We start from the raw sequence: 9,864 nt of genomic DNA on the forward strand, positions 1-9,864 counted from the left end.
CTAATGGGCAGGGGTTACTTCTTTGCCTTTTTCGGCATCCTGTTTTTGAAGCCGGTCAGCTTGCTCAGCAGCGAAGCACCGCGCGCATTCGCCTTTGCTGCACCCTTGGCGCGCTCGACCTTGTCGTCATGCTCACCCGAATCGGTGATGGCGGTGATGCGTGCGGCTAGGTCGCTGATCGGCGCGAGCGATTTGGTGCTCTTGCCGGCTTCGGCCAGGGGCTTGCCCAATTTGGCCGCCTGCGAGGCGACCTTGGGTTCGAACGGGATCAGCACGTCGATCTTGCGCTCGATCGAGCCTTCGAAATCCTTGCGACTGATCTCGAGCAGCGCCGCCTGCGGAACCTTGTTGGCGACGACGATCACCTGGGTCTGCGGCGCGTTCGACTTGAACCACGAAAGGATGCGGATCGCGTCGCGCGCGGCGGCCAGGGTCAATTCGGTCACCAGCACCGCCACCTGGATGTCGGTAATCAGATGCGGGTGGTTGACCAGCATGCCGCGCGGCAGATCGACGACAGTGCATTCGAACGCGCTGCGCATCTCTTCCTGGAGCTGGTAGAAAGCGGCGCCGTCGCTGATCACCGGCGAATTGATCGGCGCCTCGGCGGAAAGCACCGCCAGGCGTTCCGATGCCTTCACCATCGCGCGTTCGATGAACAGTCCGTCGATGCGGCTCGGATTCTCGATTGCGTCGGTCAGGCCGCGGCCGGGCTCGAGGTCGAGCGCCAGCGCGGCGGTGCCGAAATGCACGTCCAGGTCGAGCAAAGCCGTCGAGCGGGTATGCTTGTCGCTCATCAGCCAGGCGAGCGAGGTCGCGATCGTCGATGCGCCGACGCCGCCGCGCGTGCCGATAACCGCCACCGCGCAATGCGGGCGTTCGGTGCCGGGCTCGGCCAGCTTGGGCGCATTCAGCGCCGACTGCGCCTGGGCGAAGGTATCGCGCAGCGCATCGGGGTTGAGCGGCTTGAGCAGATAGTCGTGGATGCCGCTGGCGACGAGGTCGCGATAGAGGCGGACGTCGTTGACCTGACCCGATGCGATCACGATCGTGCCGGGCTCGCAGACTTCGGCGAGCGCGTTGATGTCGTTGAGCGGGTCGCCCGATTCGGAGAGGTCGACGAACAGGATGTTCGGGCTCGCCGAGACCGACAGCGTCTGCACGGCGTTGCGCAGGCCGCCCTTGTTGACCTTTTCGGGCGACCAGCCGAGCTCGACGGCGATCGGGCGCAGCGTTTCCGCCGTCGCCTCGTCGCAGACGAATGCAGTGAACGGTTCGCGATGGGCGGTGCGGCCCGGGTTGAAAGGCATGTTCACTTGGGGCCTCCGCTGGCCGAGTCGGACTTGATCGTCGTGCCGCCGGCGCCGCTGGGCGCCGCGGCGCGCAGCGCGCGCACCGCCTTGGTGGCGGTGTTCGCATCGCTGGTGGGCGAGCCCGGTTCGCCGCGGACGAGGTCGGCCGGATCGGCGATCATCGCCGCCAAATTGCCGTTGACCGAGCAGCCATAATTCGAGGTCGTGCTGGACGACAGATCGGGCTGATAGACGCGCGAGAAATCGGGGCATTTGGGCACGGTGGCCGTCATCCGCGTGACGACCACACGGAGCGTGCCCGGTGCGATCTGACCGACGGTGGTCGGTGCCTTGTCCGAAAGCAGGATGCCATAGCCGCCGGTGAGGGCGCCGATCTCTTCGCGGGCAGTGGTGCCGTCGGCGCCGTCATCGATTGCGACATGATCGCCATAGCTGAGGCGCATCGACTGCAGCCAGCCCGCCAGCCGCTGCGATTCGCCCGGCGCCAGAGCGTAACCCGACGTCGCGAGATCGAGGACATAGTCGTTGCGCTGGACGACCGGCTGATACACCGATTCGACGCCGCCATTATAGGTGCCGCAGGCGCTGAGCAGCAGCGCTGGGGCGAGGAGCAGGGGACTGAAACGCGACACGATCTGGTCTCCTCGAAACATTACAGGCCGAAGCCCGGGGCGGCGCTGACGGCGCCCTTCTTCGACTTGGGCTGCGCCTTTGCCGGCTGGCTCGCGGCAGGGGCAGTGGGCGTGACCGGCACCGGCGACATCGCGCCGACCGAGGGACCGGTTTCGCCGCTGGGTGCCATCATCGGCTTGGGCCGATCGCCGCCGCTGCTGCCGCCGCCAAGCTGGCCGCCGAGCAGGCGTTGCAGGTCGTCCGGCGCCTTGTAGCCGTCGGTCGGCAGGACGATCTGGTTCGCGTTGACCGGCTTCACCAGATACGGGGTGATCACGATCACCAGCTCGGTTTCGTTGCGCTGCCAGGCGTTCGAGCGGAACAATGCGCCGAGGATCGGCACGTCGCCCAGGCCCGGGGCCTTGTCGAAGCTGTTGTTGTGGGTGTTCTGCAGCAGCCCGGCGATCATCATGCTCTCGCCCGAGCCGAGCTCGATCGTGGTTTCGCTGCGCCGCGTGCTGATCCCGGGAATGGTGGTGCCGCCGAAGGTAACCGAGCTCGAGGCGTCGAGCGCGGAAACTTCGGGCTTCACCCGTAGTGAGATGCGGCCATCAGCCAGCACGGTCGGCGTGAACGCCAGGCTGACGCCATATTGCTTGTACTCGATCGCGACGGTGCCCAGGCCCTGGGCGATGGGGATCGGAATCTCGCCGCCGGCCAGGAAGGTCGCCGTCTCGCCCGAAAGCGCGGTCAGGTTGGGATTGGCCAGCGTGGTCACCTGGCCGATGCGCTCGCCCAGATCGATCGCCGAGAGCACGTCGAGCCCCAGCAGCTTGCCCGCGAGGCCCAGCGTGGTGTTCGCCGATGGGCTCTTGGTGAAGTTATAGGTGCTGCCCGTGCCCGGATAGATGAAGTCGCCGCGCGCCGGATCGAAGGGCAGGCTGATCGTGCCCGCCGGGAAGCCGAACTTCGACGACGCGTCGAGCACCGGCAGTTTCGAGATGTCGGGGGTGCCGATCGTGCCGAAGTTTGCTCGCGTGCCCGATGCAACGCCGAACTGGAAGCCGCTGGTCTGGTCGCGCGTCAGGATGTTGACGCCAACATTCTTGATGAAGCTGCGCGTCACTTCGGCGAAGCGGACCTGCAGATTGACCTGCAGCGGCGTCGCGGTGCGCAGGCGGTTGACCACGCCGATCTTGAGAATCGCAGCGGGGGAGGAAGTATCGACCCCGGGATTGAGCAGCGACGTGACCAGGCGCTGCGCCTGTTCGCTGTCGGCCGGCGACGCGACCGTCCCGTTGATGACGGCGATCTGGCCTACCGTGGTGACCTTGATGTCCGCCTCGGGCATTGCGAGCTTGAGCATGCGATCGATCGACGTGATGTTCTGGCTGACGCGGACATTGGTCGCATAGATGACCGCGCCGCTCGCGCTGGTCGCGAACACCGTCGCTTCGCCGAATTCCTTGCCATAGAGATGGATCTGGTGCGGGTTGGAGACATAGACGTCTGCCACGCCGGGATTGGACGTCCAGATCGCAGCCGCGTTGGCGGGCAAAGTGATCAATTCGCCTTCGCCGATCGACAGCAGGACCTCGGTGGTCGGGCGCTGGGTGCCGGCGGGGAGCTGAGCGACGCGGGCGGTCGGCTTGGGCGCGTTCTGCGCCAGAGCGGGCGCGCCGAGCGCGAGCACCGTCGAGGCGGAGGTCGCCAGCGCGACGCGGACGAGCTTCTTGATGGTCATCTCAATTCTTCCCCCCGACGGAAACGACGCTCGTGTCGCTCCCGCGTACGATCCGCACCGTGGGACCCTGTTGCACCGGCGCAACGCCACCCGGATAGGGCGAGCCGGACGGCGCCGGTGCCGCCATCGCCGGACGATCGGCGGCGGGTTTGCCGGGCACGGTGCTGCGCTGGAAGCGCGACACGTCGGCACCGGTGGCGAAGGTCGGCACGCCCTCCGAAGGCCGCGCCGAAACGCGCGCCATCATTGCCTTTTCGGCCTTGGCGTCGCCATTGGCTGGAACATTGACTTCACCGCTGGCGATCGCTTCCTCGAGCTCGCCCTGATTGTCGGCGATCGAGCGCAGCGACAGCGAGAGGCTGCCGACGGTCTGCGCGACCGCGATCTTCTCGGCGATCTTGGGCGTCGCCTCGACGGTGACGGTCGAATAGGTGCTGACGACGGTGTTGCCCTTGTCGTCAGTATTCTTGTCGGTGCGCTGGTCGGTGGCGAGAACGCGCAGGTTGCGCAGGATCGTCTCGGAAGCCTTGAGCGGCGGGCCATCGCCGCCACCGGAGACCGACTGGGTGAGCACCAGATCGACTCGGTCGCCCGGGAAGACGAAGCCGGCGACAGCGCTCTGCGTCGAAACCGGAACGGTGACCGCGCGCATGCCCGGTCCGAGCGCCGCCGCCAGGAAGCCGCGGTCGCCTGGCTTGACGATCGCGCCCTGGGTCAGCGGCTGGCCTGCCGGAATCGCGAAGCGCACCACGGTGCCCTGCATCTTGCCCGGCTCGGCCTCGCCCTTCACATAGTAGGCGCCCTCGACGAGTTCCTTTGGCCAGGGGCGGAATTCCACCGCGCTCGCGTCGAGGATCGTGCCGACCGGCAGCGCGCGCTTGGCGACAAGCACCTCGGTCGTGTTTTCAGGCGCCGAAGCCGATGTAGGCGCCGCCCCGGCGACAGGCGCCGGAGCACCCACCATAAGGTTGCGCGCCATGAACGCGGTGATCGCGGCTACGACTAGCGCGCCGACGAGCAGAATGAGCTTGCGTGCATCCATTTCGCTTCAAGCCTTCTCGAATAATACTTGGGCGGCCCCGGTTGCGCCGTTGTTAATCATCACCCGAACTGGTTAAGAATAGGTTCGCGAAGAACTAAAAGTCCCGCGATCGCAATTGCTACGCCGTAGGGGACCTCGGGCAGGATCCCACGGCGACGGGCTGAGCCCAGCGCAAGCAACAGCAACAGGCTGACGCCACACAGCAGTGCCATGATCGTCAGTAGCCACAGCATCGGCTGCCCGCGCAGCCAGTCCAGCACACCGGGCTGGAACAGCAGCACGATGCCGATGCCGAGCACCAGCAGAACCGCCAGTGCCCCTTTTTTCGGTTTGGGCATGCCGTGTCCGCGACGCACCCATTGATCCGCGACCATCAGCAGCGTCAGTCCACCACCGATCAGCGCCATCGTCATCATCATCGAGACGAGCGGCTGCAGCGGAAGCCACAAGGCCAGCGCGCCGATCAGCTTGACGTCGCCGCCGCCCATCTGGCCGATCGCGAACGCGCCGGCGAAGAAAGCGAAGACGATTGCCGCCACGCCGAGCTGGATTGCCATGTCCGGCCACAGCGCCAGCCCGTTCGCCCACCACCAGAGCGGCGCGAGCAGGGCGATGGCGATGTTCTTCCAATTGGCGATCTCGCGGAAACGCGCGTCCTGGACCCCGGCCGAAACCAGGAGCAGCACCAGCGTGCCCAGCAGGAATGTTGCTCCAAAAGCCCCCATATCAGGCAAATGCCTAGACGGGACGGCTTATCAAAACGTAACCAGTCCCCATGGCAGTTTCCGCAATCGACCGTCGTGCCTTCCCCGCCGGCGCCGAAATCCATCACTGGCCCGCCCCCGACGGATGGCAACTACGCGCGCTAACCTGGCCAGCCGACACGGATACTCCGCGCGGATCGATCCTCTTCCAGGGCGGCCGCGGCGACATTTTCGAAAAATATCTGGAGAGCTTCGCGCACTGGCACGATGCCGGCTGGACGATCACGTCGTTCGATTGGCGGGGCCAGGGCGGCTCTGGCCGGCTCACCAAGGCCGCCAATTGCGGCGATATCGAGAGCTTCGACCAGTTCATCGCCGATTTCAAAACCTTCCACGCCGAATGGATCGCCGGAACGCCGGGTCCGCATGTCGTGATGGGGCATTCGATGGGCGGGCATCTGGTGCTGCGCGCGCTGGTCGAGGGCGCGATCCGGCCCGACGCCGCCGTGCTGATCGCGCCGATGCTCGGCGTGAAGAGCCCATTCGGTCGCTACGCCGAGCGCGCCGCACGCATCCTGGGCAATCTCGGCGATCCCACGCGCCGCGCATGGAAGGGCAATGAAAAGCCCTACACCACCGAGACCCGCGCCGCGCTCCTCACCCATGATGCCGACCGCTATGCCGACGAGATCTGGTGGCAGCAGCACGATCCGGCGATCCTCACAGGGCCGCCGAGCTGGCGCTGGGTGATTGAGGCGTTCAAGTCGATGCGCGAACTGGAGGAAAATCCGCAGCTCGAAACGATGCCGGTCCCGGTGCTGATGCTCGTCGCCGAGGCGGACGCGCTGGTCGACGCCCGTGCCGCGCTCCGGATTGGCCCAAGGTTGGCCGACGCCCGCATCGTCACTTTCGGCAAGGAGAGCGCGCACGAAATTCTCCGCGAGGCCGATGCCGTCCGCGATCGGGCATTGGGCGAGATCGACACCTTCCTGGCGGCGAGAGCGCAGCAGAATTGAGCGCCTACGACGTCGCCATCATCGGCGCCGGCATCGCGGGCGCCAGCCTTGCGGCCGAACTCGCGCCGCATGTGCGCGTGCTGATCCTCGAAGGCGAGGACCGGCCCGGCTATCACTCGACCGGCCGCTCCGCCGCTTTCTGGTCCGAAACCTATGGCGGGCCGGACATCCAGCCGCTCACCACCGCATCGGGCCAGCCGCTCCGGGCGGGCGGGTTCCTCGAACCGCTCGGATCGCTCCATATCGGTCGGCGGGACGAAGCCGCGGCGATCGATGCGCTGCTCACCGAGTTCGAAGCCAGCGGCGTGGCGCTCCGCGCCGTCGATCCGCACATGATGATCCCCGGCCTTCGCCCGGAATGGACGCTCGGCGTCCATGAGCCGAGCTGCGAATATATCGATGTCGCCGGGCTCCATGCAGCGTTCCTCGCCACCGCGAAGCGCGCCGGCGCCGATCTGCGGCTCTCCACCGGTCTCGAAGCCGCCGAGCGCGCCGCCGGCATCTGGAAGCTCGCGACTCACGCCGGCAGTTTCGAAGCCGATATCCTGGTCGATGCCGCCGGCGCCTGGGCCGATTCCGTCGCGGCGATGGCCGGCGTCCGCCCGCTCGGCATTCAGCCCTATCGCCGCACCATGGCGCAACTGCGCACCGATCCCGCGCCGCCCGCCGATTGCCCGCTCGTCGCGCATATCGGCGGTACCTTCTATTTCAAGCCCGAGGCAGGCGGGCGGCTGTGGCTCAGCCCGCATGACGAGATCGCCACCGATCCGTGCGACGCCGCGCCCGAGGAGATCGATGTGGCCATAGCGATCGACCGGTTCGAGCATGTCGTCGATTGGCAGGTCGCGGCGCTCGAGCATAAATGGGCGGGGCTGCGCAGCTTCGCCCCTGATCGGCGCCCGGTCTACGGCTTCGACAGCCAGGTCCCGGGCTTCTTCTGGTGCGCGGGGCAGGGGGGCTTCGGCATCCAGACGGCGCCCGCCGCCGCCCGGCTCGCAGCCGCACTTCTGCTCGGGCACGCACCCGACGCATCGGTCGCTCATATCGACGCTGCCCGCTATTCGCCCACCCGTTTCTAACCTATGTTGCCCTCTCGTAACGAAGGAGAGTCGTATGGCGCACAAGTTCGTGATCGAGCAGAACAAGGCCGGTGAATATGTGGCCAAGTTCAAATATAATGCCGAAGTGATCTTCTGGACCGAAGGTTATTCGAGCAAGGCCGGCGCCAAGAATGCGATCGAATCGATCATCAAGAACGGCCCGGACGCGCCCGTCGAAGAGGGCTAAGTCAATCGCTGCCGTGCGCACTAGCATCGGCAGGTTAGCGATCCTTCACAAGTAGAATTGCCCCGGAGTCAGTCGACTTGCCGGGCGTTGCTTGGCGGGATCGTTTTCGGCGCGATTACCGCAGGTTGCGTTGCCGAAACGAATAGGATTGCTTTGTCCAATAGAGATGGCATCCCGCGGCAGGCGATTGAAAGTCGATTTGCACCGCTTGCAATTGATCCAGGTTAGTCTTTGGCGGGATTCGCAATGCATTAATGATTCTTGCGTAGGTCCATTGTGGAGGCAACTTTACGCGGGCGGTCACTTGCTGCGAAGAATTTCCCGGGATCAGACGCGGCTAGGCATGTATATTCATGCCCTGGACGGGTCTTGGTTCAGCCACCCGTTCTGGCGGTCCCGCTTCCTGCTTTCTTCGCCGGATGACCTGACGACTCTGCTCGATTCAGACGTTGTAACGCTGGTGATCGACGAGAGCCGCGGTGTGCCGCTGACCATTCCCGCGCCGGCAAATCAGGCCGAACCGGTTTCCGCCAAGCCGATGCCCCGCGCCGAATCGGCGATCCGGCCCGTCGCGATCGCCATCCAGCGCTCGATCGAGCGGCCCTGCAGCGCAGCGGAGGAGCGCGCGCGCGCGACCCAGGTCATCAATCGCTCGAAGCGCGTCATCAGGGCGCTGTTCGCAGAGGCACGGCTGGGCAAGGCGATCCGCTCCGAAGTGATCGTGCCGGTGGTCGAAGAGGTTTCCGCCTCGGTGAGCCGCAATTCCCGGGCGCTGATCGGACTGACGCGGCTCAAGTCCAAGGACGAATATACCTATCTCCATTCGGTGGCGGTGTGCGCGCTGATGGTGAACCTCGCCAAGCATCTCGATCTCGATCATGGCCAGGTGCACGCGCTCGGGGTGGCCGGCCTCCTCCATGACGTGGGCAAGATGGCCGTGCCCGATCTCGTGCTCAACAAGCCGAGCAGCCTCACCGACGAGGAGTTCGCGATCGTCCGGACGCATCCGCAGCAGGGACATCAATTGCTGCAGAATGCGGTGGGGATTCCCGAGGCGGCACTCGACGTCTGCCTGCATCATCACGAGCGCGTCGACGGCACCGGCTATCCCTTCAAGCTGCAGGGCTCCCAGATCAGCCTGGCCGCGCGCATGGGGGCGATCTGCGACGTCTATGACGCGCTGACTTCGAACCGCAGCTACAAGAATGCCTGGGCGCCCGACGAGGCAATCGTGAAGATGCGCGGCTGGCAGGGGCATTTCGATCCGGAGCTGCTCTTCAAGTTCATGCAGAGCATCGGCGTCTTCTCGCCCGGCATGCTCGTGCGCCTGCGTTCCAACCGGCTCGGCATTGTCCTCGAAAACGGCCAGCGCGCGTCGCGGCCCAGGGTGCTGGCCTTCTTCTCGACGCGAGACCGCGTGATGCTGCCCGGCGTGGAAGTGGTGATCGACGACAGTCTCGCGAACGACCAGATCCTGAGCGAGGAAGAGCCCGCCGCATGGGGTTTCACCGACTGGACGATGATGGCGGAGAAGATCCTTGCCGCCGCCAGCGCGCCCCAAACGCGAAGACTCGGCGACCGCGCGGGACCGGCCTCGGCTAGGGGTGTAGACTTCTAAATGGCGAATGTCCGAAAGTGGTGACGGGGTGGACGCCCCCCCCGACGGCATCGATGTGCCAGAGTGGAGGTGTTGAACACCACTTCCTTCCGTTCAGAGGCGGCCACTCCGATAATCGCCAACGAATATCCGAGAACGGTGGCAAGCAAATTTTCACGTCGAGATCTGATGACAATCAATCAAGAAGGGGCGAGGCATGATTGGTTGGTCGGGAGATTCGAACAAGGAAGGCCAGCGGAACGCGGGTAGATGGAGCGTATACTGGCGGGCTTCCTTCGGAAGCCACCAGGGTTCGCAGCACCTTGGTTGCCCGCGTGGCACTCGATTGGCCGCAGGGCCGCGCGGCGGCTGGCGCACGGGCGCGCGCGCACGCCGCCCTGACGGCCGGCCGGATCGAGTGTGCGTCTTTATTGGGCTCCCTCGGAGCCGGGCAGCGCTGGCGCTGCTTTCGCGGTGGACGCCGCGCGGCGCGGCGGCGTTGCCTCCGGCACTCGATCTGGCGGGTTGGGCGTCGCTCCCTTTAGTCCA

General features: G+C 65.7%; 9 protein-coding genes. 4 read left to right on the forward strand and 5 right to left on the reverse strand.

Annotation, left to right across the window (positions count from 1 at the left end):
* Positions 1–14: 14 nt before the first annotated feature.
* The 5 genes from IAG41_RS21555 to IAG41_RS23570 are packed head-to-tail and all read right to left on the reverse strand — an operon-like array spanning position 15 to position 5,436.
* Positions 15–1,316, reverse strand: a complete 1,302-nt coding sequence (locus tag IAG41_RS21555; protein ID WP_187730747.1) for a P-loop NTPase — start codon at positions 1,314–1,316, stop codon at positions 15–17.
* A complete protein-coding gene (locus IAG41_RS21560; protein WP_316251202.1) occupies positions 1,313–1,945 on the reverse strand; it encodes a CpaD family pilus assembly protein in 633 nt (210 codons plus the stop codon). The genes IAG41_RS21555 and IAG41_RS21560 overlap by 4 nt, the downstream gene beginning before the upstream one ends.
* Before the next feature lie 20 nt (positions 1,946–1,965).
* Entirely contained in the window at positions 1,966–3,669 is a 1,704-nt protein-coding gene (locus IAG41_RS21565) for a type II and III secretion system protein family protein (protein ID WP_187730749.1), read from the reverse strand.
* A gap of 1 nt (position 3,670) precedes the next feature.
* Positions 3,671–4,711, reverse strand: a complete 1,041-nt coding sequence (cpaB, locus tag IAG41_RS21570; RefSeq protein WP_187730750.1) for a Flp pilus assembly protein CpaB — start codon at positions 4,709–4,711, stop codon at positions 3,671–3,673.
* 59 nt (positions 4,712–4,770) lie between these two features.
* Positions 4,771–5,436 carry a prepilin peptidase gene (locus IAG41_RS23570; RefSeq protein WP_187730751.1) on the reverse strand — a complete coding sequence of 222 codons (666 nt, stop codon included), beginning with the start codon at positions 5,434–5,436 and terminating at the stop codon, positions 4,771–4,773.
* Positions 5,437–5,486: 50 nt separating this feature from the next.
* Between IAG41_RS23570 and IAG41_RS21580 the strand changes: the two genes are divergently transcribed.
* The 4 genes from IAG41_RS21580 (at position 5,487) to IAG41_RS21595 (ending at position 9,336) form a co-directional block, all read left to right on the forward strand.
* Positions 5,487–6,431, forward strand: a complete 945-nt coding sequence (locus IAG41_RS21580; RefSeq protein WP_187730752.1) for an alpha/beta fold hydrolase — start codon at positions 5,487–5,489, stop codon at positions 6,429–6,431.
* Positions 6,428–7,510: an NAD(P)/FAD-dependent oxidoreductase gene (locus tag IAG41_RS21585; RefSeq protein ID WP_187730753.1), complete on the forward strand. Its 1,083-nt coding sequence runs from the start codon at positions 6,428–6,430 to the stop codon at positions 7,508–7,510. The genes IAG41_RS21580 and IAG41_RS21585 overlap by 4 nt, the downstream gene beginning before the upstream one ends.
* A gap of 34 nt (positions 7,511–7,544) precedes the next feature.
* Complete coding sequence (locus IAG41_RS21590; RefSeq protein ID WP_187730754.1) at positions 7,545–7,718, forward strand: YegP family protein; 174 nt, start codon at positions 7,545–7,547, stop codon at positions 7,716–7,718.
* 166 nt (positions 7,719–7,884) lie between these two features.
* Entirely contained in the window at positions 7,885–9,336 is a 1,452-nt protein-coding gene (locus IAG41_RS21595) for an HD-GYP domain-containing protein (RefSeq protein WP_187730755.1), read from the forward strand.
* Positions 9,337–9,864 lie beyond the last annotated feature (528 nt).

The organism is Sphingomonas sp. JC676 (genome assembly GCF_014489075.1).
GTDB lineage: Bacteria > Pseudomonadota > Alphaproteobacteria > Sphingomonadales > Sphingomonadaceae > Sphingomonas.